The 20,063-nt window shown below is 71.0% G+C and carries 19 protein-coding genes and 2 pseudogenes; 8 read left to right on the forward strand and 13 right to left on the reverse strand.

Annotated elements, in window-relative coordinates; genetic code table 11:
- Positions 1–245 (reverse strand): helix-turn-helix domain-containing protein (locus VXC91_RS01630; protein WP_329504517.1); only part of this gene is annotated, 245 nt, incomplete at its 3' end.
- Between the two features lie 154 nt (positions 246–399).
- Here VXC91_RS01630 and VXC91_RS01635 point away from each other — a divergent pair.
- Positions 400–957, forward strand: a complete 558-nt coding sequence (locus VXC91_RS01635) for an ATP-binding protein (RefSeq protein WP_329504518.1) — start codon at positions 400–402, stop codon at positions 955–957.
- Between the two features lie 60 nt (positions 958–1,017).
- On the forward strand, positions 1,018–2,250 hold the full coding sequence (locus VXC91_RS01640) for an MFS transporter (protein ID WP_329504519.1): 1,233 nt from the start codon (positions 1,018–1,020) through the stop codon (positions 2,248–2,250).
- A 24-nt stretch (positions 2,251–2,274) separates the two neighbouring features.
- Here VXC91_RS01640 and VXC91_RS01645 read toward each other — a convergent pair.
- The 4 genes and pseudogenes from VXC91_RS01645 to VXC91_RS01660 form a co-directional block, all read right to left on the reverse strand.
- A pseudogene (locus tag VXC91_RS01645) lies at positions 2,275–2,466 on the reverse strand (MFS transporter); the annotation flags it as partial.
- Between the two features lie 11 nt (positions 2,467–2,477).
- On the reverse strand, positions 2,478–5,378 hold the full coding sequence (locus VXC91_RS01650; protein ID WP_329504520.1) for a glycoside hydrolase family 2 TIM barrel-domain containing protein: 2,901 nt from the start codon (positions 5,376–5,378) through the stop codon (positions 2,478–2,480).
- Positions 5,379–5,410: 32 nt separating this feature from the next.
- A complete protein-coding gene (locus VXC91_RS01655; RefSeq protein WP_329504521.1) occupies positions 5,411–6,670 on the reverse strand; it encodes an ROK family transcriptional regulator in 1,260 nt (419 codons plus the stop codon).
- Between the two features lie 116 nt (positions 6,671–6,786).
- Positions 6,787–8,034 (reverse strand): FAD-binding protein, encoded by a 1,248-nt coding sequence (locus VXC91_RS01660; RefSeq protein ID WP_329504522.1) that lies wholly within the window; start codon positions 8,032–8,034, stop codon positions 6,787–6,789.
- Between the two features lie 361 nt (positions 8,035–8,395).
- On the opposite strand from VXC91_RS01660, the gene VXC91_RS01665 reads away from it, so the two are divergent.
- From VXC91_RS01665 to rsgA, 3 genes and pseudogenes are all read left to right on the forward strand, one after another.
- Entirely contained in the window at positions 8,396–9,727 is a 1,332-nt protein-coding gene (locus VXC91_RS01665; RefSeq protein WP_329504523.1) for a radical SAM protein, read from the forward strand.
- Between the two features lie 216 nt (positions 9,728–9,943).
- Positions 9,944–11,440, forward strand: coding sequence for a cellulose-binding domain-containing protein (locus tag VXC91_RS01670; RefSeq protein ID WP_329504524.1), 1,497 nt, complete (start codon positions 9,944–9,946; stop codon positions 11,438–11,440).
- A gap of 42 nt (positions 11,441–11,482) precedes the next feature.
- A pseudogene (rsgA, locus tag VXC91_RS01675) lies at positions 11,483–11,908 on the forward strand (GTPase RsgA); the annotation flags it as partial.
- Between the two features lie 113 nt (positions 11,909–12,021).
- Here rsgA and VXC91_RS01680 read toward each other — a convergent pair.
- From VXC91_RS01680 to VXC91_RS01705, 6 genes are all read right to left on the reverse strand, one after another.
- The gene (locus tag VXC91_RS01680; RefSeq protein WP_329504525.1) at positions 12,022–12,744 is read right to left on the reverse strand and encodes a Crp/Fnr family transcriptional regulator; all 723 of its coding nucleotides are present in this window, start codon (positions 12,742–12,744) and stop codon (positions 12,022–12,024) included.
- A gap of 191 nt (positions 12,745–12,935) precedes the next feature.
- Positions 12,936–13,418: a hypothetical protein gene (locus tag VXC91_RS01685; RefSeq protein WP_329504526.1), complete on the reverse strand. Its 483-nt coding sequence runs from the start codon at positions 13,416–13,418 to the stop codon at positions 12,936–12,938.
- A gap of 116 nt (positions 13,419–13,534) precedes the next feature.
- Positions 13,535–14,353 carry a class I SAM-dependent methyltransferase gene (locus tag VXC91_RS01690; RefSeq protein WP_329504527.1) on the reverse strand — a complete coding sequence of 273 codons (819 nt, stop codon included), beginning with the start codon at positions 14,351–14,353 and terminating at the stop codon, positions 13,535–13,537.
- Entirely contained in the window at positions 14,350–15,990 is a 1,641-nt protein-coding gene (locus VXC91_RS01695) for a radical SAM protein (RefSeq protein WP_329504528.1), read from the reverse strand. The genes VXC91_RS01690 and VXC91_RS01695 overlap by 4 nt, the downstream gene beginning before the upstream one ends.
- Positions 15,987–16,454 carry a MauE/DoxX family redox-associated membrane protein gene (locus tag VXC91_RS01700; RefSeq protein WP_329504529.1) on the reverse strand — a complete coding sequence of 156 codons (468 nt, stop codon included), beginning with the start codon at positions 16,452–16,454 and terminating at the stop codon, positions 15,987–15,989. Before VXC91_RS01700 ends, VXC91_RS01695 begins: the two co-directional genes overlap by 4 nt.
- Positions 16,455–16,520: 66 nt before the next feature.
- The gene (locus VXC91_RS01705; protein ID WP_329504531.1) at positions 16,521–17,090 is read right to left on the reverse strand and encodes an SRPBCC family protein; all 570 of its coding nucleotides are present in this window, start codon (positions 17,088–17,090) and stop codon (positions 16,521–16,523) included.
- Between the two features lie 154 nt (positions 17,091–17,244).
- Between VXC91_RS01705 and VXC91_RS01710 the strand changes: the two genes are divergently transcribed.
- Positions 17,245–17,910 carry a CDP-alcohol phosphatidyltransferase family protein gene (locus tag VXC91_RS01710; RefSeq protein ID WP_329504533.1) on the forward strand — a complete coding sequence of 222 codons (666 nt, stop codon included), beginning with the start codon at positions 17,245–17,247 and terminating at the stop codon, positions 17,908–17,910.
- Between the two features lie 14 nt (positions 17,911–17,924).
- On the opposite strand, the gene VXC91_RS01715 is transcribed toward VXC91_RS01710, so the two are convergent.
- Positions 17,925–18,098 carry a DUF427 domain-containing protein gene (locus VXC91_RS01715; RefSeq protein ID WP_329504534.1) on the reverse strand — a complete coding sequence of 58 codons (174 nt, stop codon included), beginning with the start codon at positions 18,096–18,098 and terminating at the stop codon, positions 17,925–17,927.
- A gap of 35 nt (positions 18,099–18,133) precedes the next feature.
- Entirely contained in the window at positions 18,134–18,721 is a 588-nt protein-coding gene (locus VXC91_RS01720) for a TetR/AcrR family transcriptional regulator (protein WP_329504535.1), read from the reverse strand.
- Positions 18,722–18,833: 112 nt separating this feature from the next.
- Here VXC91_RS01720 and VXC91_RS01725 point away from each other — a divergent pair, with 112 nt between their 5' ends.
- Together VXC91_RS01725 and VXC91_RS01730 are read left to right on the forward strand one after the other, a co-directional pair.
- A complete protein-coding gene (locus VXC91_RS01725; RefSeq protein ID WP_329504536.1) occupies positions 18,834–19,484 on the forward strand; it encodes a peroxiredoxin-like family protein in 651 nt (216 codons plus the stop codon).
- Positions 19,485–19,690: 206 nt separating this feature from the next.
- Entirely contained in the window at positions 19,691–19,867 is a 177-nt protein-coding gene (locus VXC91_RS01730) for a hypothetical protein (protein WP_329504538.1), read from the forward strand.
- Positions 19,868–20,063 lie beyond the last annotated feature (196 nt).

Here is a 20,063-nt window from a genome sequence, read left to right on the forward strand (position 1 = left end):
GGCTTGAGGGCACCGAATGCGTCCAGTACGTGTTCGGCCCGTTCGACGAACACCCGTGGTGGGAAGCGCCGCCCCTGCTCGATCGACGCGATCGTCGACGGCTGGTACTGCACCAGCGGCGCGTACTCCTCCTGGGTGAGTCCCGCGCGTTTGCGGAAGGCCTTGTGGACCTCCCCGAAGCCTTTCAGACTGTCGGACGGCTCGGGCTCGTTCGTGTTCGTGGTGCCGATGGTCCTGTCGGTCATGCCGGGAACTCCCGTGTGCACTGGTGCCAACCCCGCCAAGTCCCTCATGGTCACGCACCGTTACCCAGACTGTCCACGTCGTGAACTCGTACGGTGTGTACCGTACGAGTGCCGTGCCTGGTTAGACGCCCGTGACCTCGGGGAGCGTTGAGCCATGCACGCAGAACCACGGTTCCACGGGCCGGTCACGGTACGTACGTTCACTCAGCTCTTCAGCTGCACGCCGCGAGGCGCCTGGCTCGCACGGCGGCTGGTCGCCCATCGCATGGATGTGTGGGGGTTCCCGTACGACGGGGACGCGGGGGAGAACGTGACGCTGGTCGTCGCCGAACTCGCGGCCAACGCCGTGCGGCACGGACGCGTTCCCGGGCGCGACTTCCGTGTGCGGCTGGTTCTGCGCGACGGCGTCGTACGTGTCGAGGTGGCCGACGGGCGGCCGGAACGGCTGCCCGTGCTGCGGGAGCCGGGCGCCGCGGGCGGCGGATACGGGCTGCTGCTCGTCTCGGCGGTCGCCGAACGATGGGGTGTGGAGCCCCGCCCGGGCTGCGCGTACAAGGTGGTCTGGGCGGAGGTGCGGGTGTGGAGGCCGGCGGGCGCTGGGCTCGAACCGCCGCATCGGCGCGCGGCCGACGGGGCGGGCGATGGTGGCGCGGATGTGTACCGTGGCACGACGCGTGGGCAGACGCGGGGCGTCGACCGTGGTACGTCTTGATCGTTCATCCGCCCCGACGGCTCGGGGCGGCGAGGAGACGCAGGGAGCGGGGGACGGCCGGTGGGGGAGACACGATCGCAGGGGGCGAACCGGGACTTCGGGATCTTCTGGACCGCGCAGACCCTCTCGGTCCTCGGGGACTCCTTCGCCCTGATCGCGCTGCCGCTGCTGGTGCTGGAGGCGACCGGGTCCCTGGCGCGGATGGGGTTGCTGACCGCGGTCGGCGGTGCGGCGTCCGTGCTGGCCGGGGTCTTCGCCGGCGTGGTGGTCGACCGGGTGGACCGCAGGAAGCTGCTGATCGCCTGCGATGTCGTCCGCATGCTCCTGTACGGGCTGGTCCCGCTCCTGTGGCTCGCCGGGCCGCGGGTCTGGCTGCTGTATGCGGTGCTGCCGCTGTGCGAGGCGGTCGGCATGGTGTTCTCGGTCGCCTACGTCACCGTCGTGCGCGGCCTGGTCGGTGCGGACGCGATCACCGCCGCCAACGGCAGGCTGAACGCCACCGCCGCGGCGGCCGGCGTGGCCGGTCCGCTGTGCGCGGGCGTCGTGGCCGCGTGGGCGGGCCCGGCGGCGGCCGTCGCGGTGGACGCGGCGAGCTTCGGGGTGTCGGCGCTGTGCTTGTGCTTCGTGCGGTTCGGGCAGGTCACGCCGCCCGATACGGCGCCGGTCCGCAAGGGGTTGTGGCGGGACCTGCTCGCCGGGGCGTCCTTCCTGCGGCGCCACCCGGTGCTGCGCGCACTGACCGTGCTGCTGGCCCTGTTCAGCTTTCTGGAGCTGGGCCTGAACGACCTGCTCATCTACCACCTCAAGCACGACCTAGGACAGGGCGACGGCGCGGTGGGCACCGTGCTCGCCGTCGGCGCGCTCGGCACGATCACCGGCGCGCTGCTGGTGGCACGGATCCGCCGCAGGCTCGGCTTCGGCCCCACCTGGATCGGCGCGGTCACCGTCTGCGGCTGCGCGCTGGCGGGCATCGGCTGGGCCCGCGAGGTGCCGGCCGTCGCCGTCCTGACGGCGGCCTTCCTCGGCGGTGTCGGTGTCGCGGGAACCTGCTCCATGTCCCTGCGCCAGCAGGTGACCCCCGAGCATCTGCTCGGCCGGGTCACCTCCGCGTTCTGGACGATCCACTACTCGGCGGCCCCGATCGGCGCGGCCGTGGTCACCTGGGCTGCCCAGCATCACGGCACGGCGGCGGTGGGCGCGGTGGCGGGCGCGTGCTGCGTGGGCGTCGCGGCACTGGCCCTGCCCACGCCGGTGCGGGCCCGCCGGCCGGAAACGGTCACCGAGGCCGCCTGAGCCCGGCCTGCCCGGCCGTCAGCCGAGGCCGAGCCCGGCGCCCGAAGGGGACAGGCCGTACTCCTCGCACGGGCCCGGGACCGCCGGGCCGTAGAGCGCCTGGAGCATGCCGATGAGGACGAATCCCACGCAGGACGCGACCGCGGCCGGCCGGCTGAAGACGCTTCCGGGGGCGTGCCCGGGGTTCTCCTGCCGGACGGCCGCGGACGGCCTCACGACCTTGCCGGTCAACTGATCTCCGAGAACACGAAGGAGAACTCCGTGGGCTCGGCCCGCAGGAAGTACTGCGGCAGCGGGCCCGGGCCGCACGACTGCGATCCGATCCCGTGCTGCCCGTGGTCGAGGTTGACCCACACCGTCTCACCGGGCACGAGGTCCGTGAGGTGACGGGCGTCGTCGAGTTGCTCGTTCGTCCAGCGCCGCGCGCTGAACCAGAACTCCGGCTCACCCTCGATCCTGAGGCCGCCCAACTCCGCCCAGCGGACGTCGGCACGGGCGCCGTTCTCCTGCGGGCGGACGTACGGGGTCCCCAGCTCGTCCACTGTGGACTCCCAACGGCCCAGTTCGGACGCCGACCTGGTGTCCGGGTACGCCTCGCCGGGGCCGCCGCCGAACCACCGCACGCGGGCCGCGGCGCCGGACAGTCCGAACCGCACTCCGAGTCGTGGCAGCGGCACCGTCCAGTCGCCTTCGGGACTCACGGACACGGTCACTCGCAGGCGCTCGCCGTCCGACGTCCAGCGGTACACCGTGGCGAGGCCCACCTGCCGGGCCGCGGGCGCCACACGGGTCCGTACGGTCAGCGCGTCCCCGGTCAGCTCCACGGCGTCCAGGCGGTGGCGCATCCGGTGCAGACCGAGCTTGCGCCACAGCAGTCCGTAGCGGAGATCGGGCTGCCATGGCGCGCCGTCGTCGTTGTCCGTGGGCGCCCGCCACACATCCAGGCGCAGGCCGGCCACATCGACCGCTCCGACGGACATGAGCGCACCCGTGCGGGAGTCGAAGGAGGCCGGGCCGAGGGTGATCCGGCCGTCGCCGAGGCGGGGTGCCTCCCTCTGCGCGACGTGAACCGGCGGCGGTGCGGAGACGGGGAACTGACCCCATGCCACCTGGTGTCCCTTCGGGCCCCAGGCGGTGTCGGTCGCCAGCAGCGCCCGTACGGTCCACTGCGTCTCGCCACTTCCCGTGTCGGGCGGCTCGGGCAGCTTCACATCCGCGGACTCGCCCGGCGCGAGCGCGGGCACCGGCAGCATGCCCGACTCGACGGTCTCGCCGTCGACTTGGTAGGCCCATTCGAAGGCGATCGCGGAGAGGTCCGCGAAGTCGTACGCGTTGCACACCCGCACGGTCCCGTACGCGCCTTCCCCGAGGTCCCGGCCTCGCTCGAGCAGGGGGGATCCCCATCCCTCGATCCGGATCGGCTCGATCACCTTCTTGTACTCGATCAGGCCCGGTGAGGGCTTGCGGTCGGGGAAGAGCAGCCCGTCGCAGACGAAGTTCCCGTCGTGCAGCTCCTCACCGAAATCGCCCCCGTACGCGAATCCGTACCGCTCGTCCTTGATGCCGTGGTCGATCCACTCCCAGATGAAACCGCCCTGGAGCCGGTCGTACCTCTCGAAGAGCCGCTGGTAGTCGGCGATGCCGCCGGGGCCGTTGCCCATGGCGTGCCCGTACTCGCACAGGATGAAGGGCAGTTCGCGGCTTTTGAGAGTGCCGCCGTCCAGCCCGCGGCCGATCCTCTCGACCTCCTCGTGGAAGGCGTACATCCGTGAGTACATGTCCGTGTCACGGCAGTTGATGTCGCCCTCGTAGTGCACGAGACGCGAGGCGTCCCGGCCGTGGATCCACTCGGCCATCGCTGTCAGGCCACGGCCGGTCCCGGCCTCGTTGCCCAGGGACCAGATGACGACCGAGGGGTGGTTCTTGTCGCGCTCGACCATGCGGGCGGCCCGGTCGAGGAGTGCCGGGGTCCAGCGGTCGTCGTCGACCGGGTTGTCCCGCCAGGCCTGCTCCACAAAGCCGTGTGTCTCCAGATCGCACTCGTCGATCACCCAGAGTCCGTATGCGTCGCACAGCTCCAGAAAGGCGGGGTGCGGCGGGTAGTGCGAGGTGCGCACGGCGTTGATGTTGTGCCGCTTCATCAGCAGCACGTCCGCGCGCATGGTCTCCGGGTCGAGGGCGCGTCCCTTTTCCGGGTGCCACTCGTGCCGGTTGACGCCCTTGAAGAGCACGGGCGTTCCGTTCACCTTGATCAGGCCGTCCTCGAGGACGACGGTGCGGAACCCGATGCGGAGCGGCACCCGCTCGCCTTCGCTGGCCAGCACCCCGTCGTACAGTCGCGGGGTCTCCGCGGTCCACGGCTCCACGGGGACGGTCACCGACTCGCCGGTCGCGACATCGATGTCGAGGGCCGGCACCGTGACCCGGCCGTCCACGTCCGACTCGACCTTCAGCGTGCCCTCGCCGGAGGTGTGGTCGTAGGAGGCATGCACGAAGAAGTCGAGGACACAGCCCGCGGGGCGGTGCAGCAGCGTGACGTCCCGGAAGATGCCGGGCAGCCACCACTGGTCCTGGTCCTCCAGGTAGGAGGCCGCGGACCACTGGTGCACCCGGACCGCGAGCACGTTGCCGCCCGGCTTGAGCAGATGGCCGACGGCGAACTCGTGCGGCAGCCGGGAGCCCTTGAACTCGCCGAGGTCCGTCCCGTTCAGCCAGACTCGGGCGCAGGACTCGACACCGTCGAAGCGCAGCACGGCCCCGCCGTCAGAGGGCCAGTCGGCCGGCAGGTCGAAGACGCGCAGATGGTCGCCGGTCGGGTTCTCGGTCGGTACCCGCGGCGGGTCGACCGGGAAGGGATAGAGATGGTTGGTGTAGATCGGGGAGCCATGGCCCTGGAGGACCCAGTGACCGGGAACCGCGATCTCCGCCCAGTCCCCCGCGTCGAATCCGGGGTCGGCGAACGAGTCGTCCTCTGCGTCGGCGGTGGCCGACAGGCGGAAGCGCCAATCGCCGTTCAGGGAGAGGGCCATGGCGTCCGAGGTGGCGTACCAGGCGCGCGGTGGCAGGGCACCGGTGCCCGGCGAGACGTCCTCGACATAGTCGACGGCTGTCGTGGTGCGGAAAGACATCGGTCTCCTAGTTCAGCTCGTGGTGCCGGTCGTCATGACGGCGGTGCGGTACTGCTCCTGGCCATGGCGGCGGGTTCGGGCGGCTGGGTGTGTCCTCTGCGGGGCGACCGGAGCGCTCCTTCGAGGGCGAAGGTCGCGGCTCCGAGGCACACCGGGTCGGTGGTGATGGGGGACAGGACGATGTCGGTGGCGGCGAACGGCCGTCTCAGCGCGCGCCGGCCGACAGCCGCGCGTACCTCGCGCAGCAGTGGCTCGCCGAGTGCGGTCGCGACCCAGCTGCTGAGCACGACCACCTCGGGGTTGAGGAGATTGACCAGATCGGAGATCCCCGCGCCGAGATAGCGGGCGGTTTCCCGGAGGACCTCGAACGCGACCGGATCCTGCGCGGCGACCCCGCGGGCGAGCGCGTCGATCGTGGCGGTCTGGTCCTCCGGGTGCAGCAGCGGGCTGCGCGGGCTGAGCTCCCGCAGGTTCAGCATGATGCCGAGAGCCCCGACGTAGGTCTCCACGCAGCCGTGGTTGCCGCAGTGGCACAGGCGCCCGTCCAGCACCAGCGTCGTATGGCCCCACTCACCGGCGCTGTTGCTGACGCCGCGGTGCAGCCCGCCGCCCAGCGCGAGCCCGGCTCCGACACCCGTACCCAGATTGACGACCACGGCGTCCCCGCGACCGCGGGCCGCCCCGAACCACAGCTCGGCGACCGTGCAGGCGCGCAGCGGGTTGTCCAGGTACAGGGGGTGGTCGATGTGCTCGGCGAGCAGATCGAGCAGGGGTACGTCGTGCCAGTCCCAGTTGGCGGCGTATGCGCAGACTCCCCGGTCGCGGTCGACCTGGCCCGGCACACTGACACCCACGCCCAGGACGCGGGCGCCCGCCGCGCCGGCCTGGGAGACCACTGAGCCGACGGCCGCGGTCACCTGGGCGACGACCTGCTCCGGGTGCTTCTCGCCGGGCCCCATCTCCTCGCAAGCGCGGGCCAGCAGGTCGAGTGCCAGATCGAACAGCTCGACGCGGACGTAGGTCTCCGCGATGTCGACACCGATCAGCGTGCCCCCCGAGGCGTTCACGGCGACCAGGCCGCGCGGCCTGCCGCCCGCCGAGTCCTCGAAGCCGACCTCGGTCAGCATGCCGAGGTCGAGCAGTTCGCCGACGAGCGTGGCGACCGTCGCCAGGCTGAGTCCGGTGGCGGCCGCCAGCTCCTGCCTGGAGGTGGGGGACCGGGCGATGATCTGGCGCAGCACCTCATAACGGTTCGCGGTGCGGATGTCGCGTGACGTGGGCTTCGCGGACACGCTCCCTCGGTCCCCCCTCGGGCCATGCCGGGTTCCGGTGCCTCGGCGCGACGCGAGCCTATGTCCGGGCGTGGGTTTCTACAAGGGGTTAGGAAAGGGGGTATACGAAGTGGCCCTCACCGCAGCCCCAGGGACTCCCGGACGAAGGCGTTGCGGAACGTGCCGGCCGGGTCCAGCTCCGCGGCCAGCGCCGCGAAGTCGCCGATCCTTGGATAACGCCCGCGGAGCACCTGGGCGGGCACGGTGAACACTTTGCCCCAGTGCGGGCGGGCCTCGAAGGGCTCGAGCGCCTCCTCCACCCGTCGCACCACGGGCAGAACGGCCGCCGTGTCCTCGACCCAGGTGAAGTGCACCGCGACGGTGTCCCGCCCGTAGGCGGGGCTCAGCCACTGAGCGTCGGCGGCGACCGTGCGGACCTCGCAGGTCTGCAGCACGGGCGCCATCGTCGTACGGATCGCGTCGAGGGCGTGCAGCGCATCCAGGGCGTGCGGGCGCGGCAGCAGGTACTCCGACTGCAGTTCGGCGCCGCTGCTCGGCGTGAAGTCCGCCCGGAAGTGCGGGAGCCGCTCGTGCCAGGGCCCGGCCACGCCGAACTGCTCGGTGCAGTTGACGGCGGGCATGCCCGGCACCGGATGCAGCGCTTCCGTGGCGGGTGCGGCCCACGGGAAGTCCGGCAGTGGCTGGTCGGTCCGCCGCTTCAGCCAGACCTGCCTGAAGCCGGGTGCCCGCCAGTCGGTGAACAGACTGACGCTGTACGCCGTCGCCGCCACGGTCTCGAAGTCCAGCCCCTCCAGGGGGAGCTCGGTGAACACATGCTGCTCGACCTCGTAGTCCGGCTCCAGGTCGAGGGTGAGCGCGGTGACCACGCCGAGTGCGCCGAGCGAGGTCACGGCGCCGTCGAAGCGGCCCTCGCCCCGCCCGATCCGCACCGTCGATCCGTCCGCCGTGACCAGTTCCACCTCGCGCACGGCCGAGGCGAGCGAGCCGTTGGTGACGCCCGAGCCGTGCGTGCCGGTCGCGACCGATCCAGCCACGGAGATGTGCGGCAGTGAGGCCATGTTGTGCAGCGCGAGCCCGTGTGCGTGCACCACGCGGGCGAGCTCGGCGTACCGGACGCCCCCGCCGACGCGTACCGTGCGGGCCGCGGTGTCGACGTCGATGCCGGCCGGCAACGCGGTCAGCGAGAGCAGGACGCCGTCGGCGCCGGGTTCGGCGATCTCGTTGAAGGAGTGCCCGCTGCCGAGTACCCGCACATGCGCGCTGTCAGCGACGAGGGCGCGCAGAGCGTCGATCGAGTTTGGGCGGTGCAGCTCCTCGGCGGCGTACGTGATGTTGCCCGCCCAGTTGGTCACGGTCCCGGTCATGCCGTCGTCCCTCCCCGTGGCGTCGAGAGCCACGAACCCACCGGGAACCTACCTCGCTCCCCTCAGGTGCTGCGAATGTCGTCGCGTCGAGCTGATCCTTCATGTGATCCGGCAGGCATCCGGCTCGTTCTCCGCGATATGGGCAGCCTTGGGTGCGCACGGCGATCGTGTTCCCGGCCGGCCGGTTCGCGCCTCGAGAGCTTCCCGGGCGGATATATGGAACATATAGGTGCGACTCCTGGATTCACGGTCAAATGGTTCAATCCCCCCATCGGGTCACGCCCGGGGACCCGGCACGGCCGGAGGGCGGGCGGGGGCATACCGTGAGGAGTCGAACGCCTGAGCCGGGAGGAGATACGGGATGGGCAGCCGCACCGCACTGGTCGAGGATCTGATGGAGCGATTCCCGCACGTACCGCGGGAAGCCGTCTTCAAAGAGGATCTGCTCCGCGGAGGTGTGGCCTTCGACGCGTCCGCCCTGTCCGACAACGAGGACGGCGAGGTCAAACCGAAGTCCTACTTCATCTTCTCCTTCGACCACGGCACTCTGCCCGAGCTCGGCGAGGCGGCGCTGCGGCGCCCGCCCGAGGAGATCATCCTCACCGGCGGCCCGTACGACCTGCGGCGCACCGTCGTCTCCGTCCGGGTCAATCCGGCCTCCCCGTACCGTGTGGCCGCCGACGAGGAGGGCCTACTCGGCCTCTACCTCGACGGACGGCGGATCGCGGACGTCGGGGTGCCGCCCATGCCCGAGTACTACCGGCACACCCTCTCCAACGGGAAGTCCGTGATGGAGGTGGCCCCGACCATCCAGTGGGGCTATCTGATCTATCTCACCGTCTTCCGTGTGTGCCAGTACTTCGGCGCCAAGGAGGAGTGCCAGTACTGCGACATCAATCACAACTGGCGCCAGCACAAGGCGGCCGGGCGGCCCTACACCGGCGTCAAGGACGTCGAGGAGGTCCTCGAGGCGCTGGAGATCATCGACCGCTACGACACCCAGAAGGCGTCCACCGCCTACACGCTCACCGGCGGTGCGATCACCAAGACGGTCGCCGGCCGCGACGAGGCCGACTTCTACGGGCACTACGCCAAGGCCATCGAGGAGCGCTTCCCGGGCCGCTGGATCGGCAAGGTCGTCGCACAGGCGCTGCCGAAGGCCGATGTGCAGCGGTTCAAGGACTACGGTGTGCAGATCTACCACCCCAACTTCGAGGTGTGGGACCGACGCCTGTTCGAGCTGTACTGCCCCGGCAAAGAGCGGTACGTCGGCCGCGACGAGTGGCACCGGCGCATCCTCGACTCGGTGGACGTCTTCGGCGCCCGCAATGTGATCCCCAACTTCGTGGCGGGTGTCGAGATGGCCGAGCCCTTCGGCTTCACCACGGTCGACGAGGCGATCGCCTCGACCACGGAGGGCCTGCGCTTCTTCATGTCGCACGGCATCACCCCGCGCTTCACCACCTGGTGCCCGGAGCCGACGACCCCGCTCGGCAAAGCCAACCCGCAGGGCGCCCCGCTGGAGTATCACATTCGCCTGCTCGAGGCCTACCGGGCCACGATGGACGACTTCGGGCTCTCCTCGCCGCCCGGCTACGGCCCGCCCGGGCCCGGTCGCGCGGTGTTCTCCGTCAGCTCCTTCATGGACAGCCTTCCGGCGCAGGAAGGGGCCGAGGAGCCGTCCCACGCGTGACGATGCGATCGCGTGCCCCGCACGGTGAGTCGAAAAGGGGTCGCGATCCGTACAACTCAACAGCGCGCACCGACTGCCCGGGGCAATTGAATACGCCGCTTGTCAGTTGTGTGAGAGCCGTGAAAGGCTCTGGGTCTGTCGTGAGGCGACCTCAACTCCCTTGTATGTCAGGCGAGTTGGATTTGCTTGTGGAAGCAGTGGAAGCAGGAGCACGCCATGCCCGACCTGCCGACCCCTCAGGACGCCGCCGAGGCCGCGCTGTTCTCGGAGAGCTGGGACGCGGTGCTGTCGTACGCGGACCTGTGCACGTCAGGCTCGGCCGCGGGCAGGCAACTGGCGACCGAGGCGTTCTCCCGCGGCGCACGGGAGGCTCACGCCACTGAGGCCCGAGCTAGGGGAGCCGGGCGCCGCACCCCGCGGCTGCCCGGGATTCCCCTGCTGCTCACAGCCGTGCGCGCCACCGCCGCGGCATGGGAGGCGGAGGGCGAGGGGCACCTGCTCGACCCCGATCTGCGGCTGTGGCTCAACTCCGAGAAGGCCGCGCGGTACACCGGACCGCCCCTGCGGCGTCCGTTGGCGCTGCGAGGGCTCAGGGACATGCAGGAGGCGGACGCCGCGCTGCTGTGGCTGGCCGAGGCCGAGGCGCTGCCCCTGACCGACGTGGCCCGCCGGCTCGGTCTGGACCCGGCGGCAGCCTCCGTCGAACTTGCGCAGGTACGGGCGCTGTTCCGGGATCGTTGCCTGCGCAATCGTCTCGACACACCCATGGACGCCGACTGCCGCCGCTACGCGCGGCTCCTCGACGCGGTCACCCGCTCGTCGGCCGGCGAGACGCCCGAGGACCTCTCGCGGCACCTCGCCACCTGCGTCGAGTGCGCGGAGGCCGCGGCGTGCTTGCGGCTGCACGGCGGGGGCACGCCCGCCGCGCTGGCGAGCGGGGTGATCGGCTGGGGCGGCCTCGCGTATCTGGAGCGGCGGCGCCGGGCGGCCGAGGCCGGGCTCAGCGGGGGACGCGCGGACGCGGGCACGGACCGCGGCGTCGCCGTCGGCACCGAGACGCGGCCCCGGATCGGCCGCGCCGGGATCCTGGCCGCCGCCGTGATCGTGTCGGCCCTGGCGCTGACGGTCTCGCTCATGCAACTGGGGAACTCCGACGAGCAGACGACCGCGGGCGGCGACGCGGCCGGCAGCCAGAGGGCCGCCGACCCGGTTCCGCCGGTGCCGTCGTTCGGCTCGGTCACGGGCGACGGCGCGGTCGGCGCCTTTCCGACCGCACGGCCGTCCCCCTCGGCCACCGTCGCGAAGAGCTCGGACTCCGACACGGAACCCCAGGGAAAGTCGACGAGCCCGATGGACGCCTCGCCCACCGCCTCCGTTCCGGTCAAGGCCACGCCGGCGCCCTGCCAGGTGAACTACCACGTGGACAGCGAGTGGTCGGACGGCTTCCAGGCCACCGTCACGGTCACCTCGACCAGGGCGCTCGACGACTGGAACATCGGCTGGACGTTCGAGGACGGCCAGCGCATCACCCAGATGTGGGACGGGACCTTCGCGCAGGGCGGGTCCGAGGTCACCGCCATGGCCACCGCCTACAACAGGAAGGTCGCCGCGAACGGCCGGGTCGTGGTCGGTTTCGTCTCCTCGTGGCACGGCAGCAACTCGCAGCCGCGCGATTTCACGGTGAACGGGGTCCGTTGCTCGACGGCGGGCTGACACCGACGTGGCGATGGGCCTCGAGCCGGCCCTCCACCGACGATGCCGGTCACGACCCGGCGGCCGGCCCGCGCGGGAAATTCGGTGGCACCCGGATGCGGGACCCTCTCGTACGGCGCCGAAGGGCTGGCCGCCGGGCGGGTCGTCCGGGTCGACCGCGGCCAGTGCGACGTGGTCACCGCCGACGGCGTGCTGCGCGCCGACACCGCCTTCGTCACCCCGCACGACCCCCTGCGGGTCGTGTGCACCGGCGACTGGGTCGCCGTCGAACCCGCGGGCAGCCCCCGCTACGTACGGACGTATCTGCCGCGCCGTACCGCCTTCGTGCGCTCCACCTCCTCCAAGCGGTCCGAGGGGCAGATCCTCGCGGCCAACGTCGACCACGCCGTCGTCGCCGTCTCGCTCGCCGTGGAACTGGACCTCGGCCGTGTCGAGCGATTCCTCGCACTGGCCTGGGAGAACGGTGCCTACCACGATGGCGATCGGCACGCACCTCGACAACGAGGACGCGGAGAACACCGTCGCCAGCAGCCGTGGTGACTCATCAGCGCTCATGTGCTGTCTCGCGCAGGCTCTCGGTTTTATCCGGCTTCGTCGAGCAGTCGGGTCTGGTTCAGGACGGTGATGCGGCCGCGGGCCAGGCGCAGTAGGCCGCGGTCGGCGAACTCGTGCAGGACCTTGGTCGTGGTTTCACGGGAGGTGCCGGCGAGGGCGGCGAGCTGTTCGTGGGTGAGGGCGATCTGCGGGTGGCGGGTGGTCAGGCCGAGCCTGCCCGTCGGGGTCTGGCTGCGGCTCGCCAGGGTGGTCAGGGTGGTGGCGATGCGCTGGGGTACGGACTTGAAGACGGTGTCGGACAGTCGCTGTTCGAGGTCGGCGAGGCGGCGGCCGAGGATCTCGGTGATGCGGGCGGCGATCCGGGCGTCGGAGAGCAGGAACCTCTGCACATCGGCGCGGCTCATCACGCACACGGTGACGTCGTCGAGGGCCTCGGCGAAGTTGTCGTACATGCGCTGGCCGAGCAGGGCCATCTCGCCGAAGATCGTGCCGGGGCTGATGATCGCGCAGGTCAGGGCACGGCCGTCGGCAGAGACGCGGAAGATGCGGACCCGGCCCTTCTTGAGGATGAACAGCACCTCGGACGGCTGCTGTGGCGAGTGCAGGATCTCCCCGGCGGTGTACGTCTTCATCGGGGCCGCGGCGGCGATGGCACCCATCTCCTGCTCCGAGAGGTCGCGGAAGATGTCGACCTCGGAGATGCACCAGGTGCGTCCCGGATCGTCGGCAGCGTGATCGCGTTCGATCATGCGGTGGGTCTCCTCACGTCGCCCCGGGGCCCAGGGTGGGGGTGCGGCGCCCCAGGCGGGCGCGGCCAGCGCACCTGCACCCTCGGCCAGACAGTAGGGCACGGGACCCTCGGCGGGGCCGCGGCCGCGCAGGACCGGCCCCGGAGGCAGCGCTCCGGGGTCGTCCGGCGCGGCAGGCGGTATCGGGCTCATCATCGAGCCGCGGGGGTCCGCTTGCCCGCCATCTGCGCGATACAGGAGTAGGCCAGGCCCATGAGCAGCCCGAACAGCAAGTGGCCACCGAGACTGGAGCGGGTGACCGGGTTCCACTCGAAGACCGGCATGTGCAGATTGGCGGGCATGATCCACAGGGCGCCGACGACCCACCACACGGCGCCGTAGGCCAGTCCGAGGACGGCGGCGGGCACGAGCTTCTGGGCGAACTCGCCCAGCAGGATGCCGAAGCCGATGCCCGCGAACAGGGCGATCACCAGGTGGACCAGCCAGCCGACCACGGCGTTGGTCGAGCCGAGCAACCCGGCCACCATGGTGATCATCGCGGTGTCCATCATCGGCCGCGACACCGACATCCAGATACCGAACCCGATGCCACCCACCAGCCCGGCAGCCGCGCCCCAGACCGCGTGGACCGGGATGACGGCGGTAGTGGGAGATACCCGAAGGGTGGTTGTCATCGTGAGGCCCTCTCCTGCTGTGGGTGTTCTGCTTCCTCTCGGCTCCGACGCTAGGAGCGGTGCAGGGTGCAGGTATGTGAGGGCGCTTACGTACGGGCCGGTAGGTGGTGCGGCCGTCAGGGGGACTTCTCGGCAATTAGCAGGGCGTAGCCGAGGGCTCCGTCCGCCACGGCGGTGCGGGTCGCGGCCAGCACCGCCGGGGCCGTGTCCAAGTCAATGCCGGCCTCGGTGAACCGGGCCGCGGCGGTCATGCGCAGCAGGTTCAGCCGCGCCTCGATCTGGTCGATCATGCGGGTCATGGCGTGGTCGTGGCGCTCGGTGCGGACGGTGCGCAGTCCGGCGGCGGCGAGGATCTCCGTGTACTCGGCCAGCGGTCGGGCGTCGGCGACACAGGCGATCCGGGCGGCGAGCGTGGTCAGTTCCGGCGGGAGCCGGTCGGGAACGGCCGTCACGTCCGTGATGCCGACCCGCCCACCGGGGACGAGGACGCGGGCGAACTCGGCGGCGGCCCGGGGCTTGTCGGGGAAGGTGCACAGGGCGCACTCGCACACCACGGCGTCGAACAGGCTGTCCGGATAGGGCAGGCGTTCGGCGTCGCCGGTGGCGAAGGCAACCCGCTCGGCAAATCCGGCGGCGGCAGCGGCGCCTTGGGCGAGGGCGGTGTTGGCCCGGGAGTAGTCCACGCCGTCCACCCGCGCGCCGTAGGCGTCGGCAAGGAGCAGGGCGGTTGTGCCCCGGCCGGAGGCCACATCGAGCACGTGGCCGTCTTCGGCCAGGTCCAGGCCGTCGGCCAGGCGCCGGGTGAGGGTCGTGCCGCCGGGATGGTAGGAGTCGCCGAGGAGCAGGGCGACCACGTCGGAGGAGTACGCGGCAGCGCAGCAGGCTTTGAGCTCGTCGCCCGGCGCACTCGGCGGGAGCGCGTTCCGGTCGGTCATCGTGTGCCCTCCGTGGCGGTGGGCTCCGTGCCGGTGCGGGCGGTCTTGGAGCCGTACGGGGTGTCGGTGAGCCGGTCGGCCAGTGGCAGCGCGTTCGGGACGACGTCGGCGATGGGGACGCCGGACATCTGCGCGCGGACCTGCTCGCGGTAGCCGACCGAGTTGTAGGCGCAGAAGGGGATGAGCTGTCCGTCCGGGGTGATCTCCTCGACGCAGCACTTCATCAGCTGCTTGACGTTGAGGGTGTAGGGGTCCTGGAAGTCCTGCACCACGATCATGAACGCCTTGTCGTTCAGGTCCTTCATCGCTTCCGGCAGGTCGATGCCGCAGGTGTCCGCGCAGTCCAACGCCTTGGCCACGGCCCGCAGTTTCTCCTCGGTCGTGGTCGTGCCCATGAACGCCGAGGCGGACCACAGTTTCTCCAGCGCCTCGCGGATGCCGGCGTCCGGCAGGACCCGGTTGGTGATGTAGTCGAGGTAGTCCTCGACCTGAAGCAGGCGCGGGATGGGCACAACCGTGCGGTCGCCCGGTTCGCCGTCCACCAGCAGGTAGGTGACGGACCGGCAGGTCGGGAAGCAGCACGGCACCGGGAAGAAGTCGCCCTTGGCGAACCAGCCCGGCAGTTGCTCGCCGATCAGCCGGATCACGTCGGGGTTGGTAAGGCGGTCGAGCGGATCGAACTCCACGTGCCGGCCGGAGTGCGTGACCGGCTGGAACGCCACCGATCGGACTGCGGGGTGATCGACCCCGAACTCGACGATCGCGCCCAACTCGTGTTCGTTCAGACATCGTTCGACAGCCGCGACCAGGGTGACCGTCAGGCCGGCCTCGGCGCAGTTGTCCAGCGCGCGCTGCTTGAGCGTCCGCAGGTCGCGGCCGCGGATCTCGCGGTGGGTGCGCTCGTCGAAGCCGTCGAACTGCAGGTAGATGTTCACCGACCGGCCCGGGACCTGGTTGCGTTTGCCGAGTTCGGCGACGAAGCGCCGGTCGGTGGCCAGGCGGATGCCGTTGGTGTTGAGGGTGACGTTGCGGATAGGGCGGGCCTGGGCCAGGTCGATGAAGTCGAGGATGTGCTTGTGGATGGTGGGCTCTCCGCCGGAGAACATCACCACCTCCGCCTCCCCCTCCGACGCCACGAACGCGTCGAGCATCCGGACGCACAGCTCGTGGGTGATGGAGTAGCCTCCCCCACTCTCGGCTCCGCTCGAGCGGGGGGACCCCCATCTCTGGTGGCCGGAGTCGGCGAAGCAGATCGGGCAGTCCAGGTTGCAGCCGGTGTTGACCTCGATGATGCCGAGGCAGGCGTGCTGCTTGTGCTCCGGGCACAGCCCGCAGTCGCTCGGGCAGCCGTCGCGGACCTCGGTCTGGAAGGTCAGCGGGATGGTACCGGGCTTGTTGAACCGGGCCGACGCCAGGTACTCCTCGGCGTCGCCGTAGACCAGGGCCTCGAACTCGCCGTGCTCGCGGCAGCGTTTGCGCAGATACACCTTGCCCGCACGGATGTTGACCTGGGCGTCGACGGGCGTCTTGCACAGCGGGCAGATCGACTTGGTGAACTCGATGAACACCTCCTCCCGGTCCTGCTTCGTACCGGGTCCGTCTGCTGCTGCCGGTCGTGCCGTGTTGTCCACCGTCATCGCGTCCTCGCCCTCGCTTCACCGTTGTCGTACGCGCCATCGCTGGTGCTCTCCCGCCGGGCGGGCGGGACGCGAGCGCCACGCAGCAGCACGGCCGTGTACAGCAGGGTCAGCACGTCCTGGACCAGGACGAACCAGCCGAGCCGCTGCGTCAGATACACCCCGAAGCAACCGCAGTTGGCCACCGTCAACCCGCGGACATACGCCTGCGCCGCCAGCGTGCTCCACACCACGGACACGGCCGTGTATACCCACACCGGGAGGATCGCCGTCGAGCGCGGGCGGGTCAGAAGCCACGTGCCGCACACCAGCTCACCCGTGATCAGCCCGGCCGCCAGGACAGCCGCGGCGGCCCCGTCCACCAGCCCGTACGCAGCCAGAATCCGCGGCATGCGGTCCACAGAGACGAGCTGGCCCACAGCCATCGCCGTACAGAGCGCGCCGAGCATGATTCGTAGCACCACATGCGCGACGCTACGGCGGTCTCGCCACCGGGAACTGTAAGCGCGCTCACCGAACCGGGTTCGCGTCTACGGGCGGGCAGCCCGGCGCTCGGCCTCGGCCTTGATCGTCGACAGGGAGGCGGCGACCGTGGCCTCCCAACGGCGCCCCACCACGAGCCCCCAGCGCTCGCCCGGCGCCCACCCGTCGGTACCCATCTCCCCCTCGTAGACCAGCCGCGTGCCCGCCTCGTGCCCACTGAGCCGGAAGGACTCGACGACCGCGGCCACCGGTCCGCGCACCAGCCGGAAATCGACCCGCTCCGGGCGCGTGAACCGCACCGTCTCCACCGTCGTCGCCGTCAGCCGCCCGCCCGCCACCGGAGTGAAGTGCGCGGCGAGGACCATGTCGCTGCCGCGCTCCAGCACCCGTGCCTTCTCCCGCATGGCTCGGGTGGTCCGCCCGAGGTAAGGCTGTGCGATGACATCGAAGACCACCTCACAGGGCGCCGCGACGTCGATCGCCTGCGGCCCCAGCGGAAGGGTCCGCCGACCCACGCCCACGTCGACGGACAGTGCCCCGCTCACCAGGCCCAGGTATCCGGCCGCCATGCCGCCTCCCACTGCCGCGGCGGCCGTCAGCCGCCCGAGCCATGTCATCACCGTGCCCCTCTCACCCGCTGCGCTGTCGCGCGATTCGGGGTACGACGCTACGGGCGACCAGAGCGTCCATCGGTGAGCGCGCTCACGTTCCCGTCCGGTGTCGGCCGCCTACGGTGAGCACCAACCCGCACGCGGAGGAAGGCCATCCGAGGTGTCAGTAGTCGACCTCACGGACAGCCGGGCGGCGACCGACGCCCTGCTGGGGATACTGAAACAGGGCCGCTGGAGACCCCGTGCGCTCGCCGGATTCCTGCGTCTGGCCGCTCGTCGGTCGCTGCGTCAGGCCGCCCGCCGTCCTCGGGCCCTCGGGGAAGCCACCCTCCTGCACGGCCTGCTGCTCGCCGTCGCCCGAGACCGGGATGGCCGGGCCTGGGTGGCAACCAGCTGGACTCTCACCGTCCTCCATCTGGGCCTGCTGGAACAACGCGACCGGCTCTCGCCGGCCGACGCGCTCACCCTGCTGCGCGGCAACCTCCCCGCCACCGCGATCGGGTCGTGCCGCTGGTCGGGCCTGCTGGCACTCACCTCGGACCTGGCCGACGGCCGCCTGGCCCGCCGCCGGGCCACCGTGTCCCCGTTCGGCGACTACGCCGGCTCCCTCGCCGACGCCGCCTTCTGGACCTGGCTCGTGCTGCGGCACGAGCCCAGTTGTACGGGACAGGCCGCGGCGATCGCCAGCTGGGCGGCGCCGGTCGTCACGGTCACCGCCGTAGCCGTCCGACGCGGCACCATGCCCGAGCGGCCCCGCCCCGCACTGCTGCGCCCGGCCGCAGCGATGCAGGCCGTCCTCGCCCTGCGGCACATCCTGCGCCGCTGACCCGACGTCCGGCGTCACGCGTTGTGGTGGTGGTTGTCCTGCGGCGGCTCCGGAGCTCCTTCGACCACCACTCCGTGCCAGAACGCCACGTGGTTCTTGATCCTGCGGGCGAGCGGGCTGGGATGCGGGTAGTACCAACCGGCGTTCGGGTTGGCGTGCCCGTCTACGGACGCCCCCGCCAGCGACACTAGAGCGCCGATCCCGCTCCCGTTGGTGACGCCGCTTACAGTCCGACCGAGTCCAGGGCGGCGGTCACGGACGTCCACAGTTCCCGGGCGTCGGCACCGGCCCGGGAGCGCAGGTTCACGCCGTACGCGAGCAGGGCCAGCACATCGGCCGTGGCACCCGGTTCGGTGCCCGGGGCGAGCTGCCCCCGCGTCTTCGCCGTGTCCAGCGCCGCACGCAGCGCGTCGCGCAGCTCCCGGTGGTGCCGGTCGAGCAGGGCGCGGACCTCGGGGTCGCTGTTCTCGGCTCCCGCGTGCGCGTTGGAGATCATGCACCCCCAGCGGGCGTACTCCCCCGAGCACCGGGCCTGGATCAGCCCGTCGAAGAAGTCGGCAATGGAGGGCAGCCCCCGCTGGTCCTCTGCAAGGCAGCGGAACACCGGCTGCGAACGCTGCTCGACGTAGCGGCGCAGCGCGGTGAGGTAGAGGTCCTGCTTGCCGCCGAAGGTGGCGTACAGGCTGGAGCGGTTGAGCCCGGTTGCGGTCACCACGTCCTGGATCCCGGTCGACGCCACGCCCTGCTGCCAGAAGAGCCGCACCACGGTCTCCAGCGTGGCATCCGGATCGAAGTGCTTGATGTCCGGCATCCCGTCCTCCTCCTCCGGCCGACGCCATCTTGAAACAGGGGTTCCAAGATTACTCTTCGCCCGTCTATCTTGGAACGGTCATTTCAAGATGCGCCTTGGAGGAACGGCACCCATGACCACCCTGAACGCCGAACTGCGCGCCTTCTACGACGCTCGCCAGCAGCAGATCCCTGCCGAGATCCGCGAGATCATGCGCCGGGCCGGCCGGGAACTCGCCGACTCCGGCCAGGCCGACCGCGCCATGACCGTCGGCGATCAGGCACCGGGGTTCCGTCTCCCCTCGGCGACCGGGCAGACCGTGGACCTGGAGGAACTGCTTGCCGACGGCCCGGTCGTCCTCACCTTCTACCGCGGCGCCTGGTGCCCGTACTGCAACATCGCCCTACGCGCCCTCCAGCAACACCACGACGACATCACCGCACGGGGCGCCCGTCTGGTGGCCGTCTCCCCACAGATCCCCGACGAGTCCCTCACCCTCGCTGAGAAGCACGACCTCGCCTCCGACGTCCTCAGCGACATCGGCTCCGACACCGCCCAGCAGTACGGCCTCGCCTTCGACCTCCCCGACGACGTCGCCGCCGTCTATGACAAGCTCGGCTTCGACCTCCAGCGTGTGAACGCCGGCCACCCGCGCACCCTCCCACTGCCTGCCACGTACGTTATCGACCGCGACGGCACCATCCGCTGGGCCTTCGTCGACATCGACTACACGACCCGCGCCGAACCGGCCGACATCCTCGCCGCGCTCGACGCCCTGCGCTGACACGGCCGGCCGGGAGCGGCCGGACCCAGCACCCATCACACCCGAATCGTCAAAATTGCGAGGCGATGCTCCGCAGAGGGGGCACCCCCAGGCGGAGCCCGGCACGGGAGCGGTGCAGCAGCCTGGATCGGCGCCGTCGTGCTGATGGTCGTCTGCTGCGCCGGACCTGCCCTGCTCGCCGCGGGGGCTCTCGGTGCGCTCGGCGCGTGGCTGTCCAACACATGGTGATCGCCGCCGCCGTGACCGTGTTCTTCGCCGCCGGCGCCGCGGTCGCGTACCGCCGCCGTACCGGCCGCGACACCTGCTGTCCGCCTGCCGAGGGCCACGCCGAGCGGATACGCCGGGGCCATCCGGCCGACAAGGAAGATCTGTACCACCACTGACACCCTCGCGAGGCGAGCGGGCCGCGGCCGAATCGCCGTATACCTCGCCGCTCTGCGTGCCGGCCAGAAGCGCGAGCGGAACCTGATGCGGCTCCTCGACCAGCACGGCCTGTGACCCTGCCAAGAAAATCGGTGGCGCCCGAGTGCGCGCGCCTCTAAGGTGAGGTCCGCTTCACACAGTGGCTGTTGGCCGCTG

The organism is Streptomyces chiangmaiensis (assembly GCF_036281785.1).
Classification (GTDB): domain Bacteria; phylum Actinomycetota; class Actinomycetes; order Streptomycetales; family Streptomycetaceae; genus Streptomyces; species Streptomyces chiangmaiensis.